Genomic DNA, 242 nt, shown 5'->3' on the forward strand with positions numbered 1-242 from the left:
GCGGTCAGCGCCGCGCAGCTTTTTCAATAATGTATGCATTCGAAAGGACCCCGTCATGCAGACACGCGTGGCACGCCTATACGGCCGTGAAGATATTCGCGTCGAAACGCAAGACATGCAGGGCCCCGGCCCCGGCGAAGTGCTGCTCACCATGGCGGCGGGCGGCATTTGCGGCTCCGATCTTCATTATTATCAGGACGGCGGTTTCGGACCCGTCAGGGTACGTGAGCCCATCATCTGCG

Annotated in this window: 1 pseudogene; it reads left to right on the forward strand. The window is 60.3% G+C overall.

The features are described from left to right. Window positions 1-55: 55 nt before the first annotated feature. A pseudogene (locus SB816_RS34450) lies at window positions 56-242 on the forward strand (L-idonate 5-dehydrogenase); the annotation flags it as partial.

Origin of the sequence: Achromobacter sp. SIMBA_011, assembly GCF_046535435.1 — a bacterium.
Taxonomy (GTDB): Bacteria; Pseudomonadota; Gammaproteobacteria; order Burkholderiales; family Burkholderiaceae_B; genus Achromobacter; species Achromobacter dolens.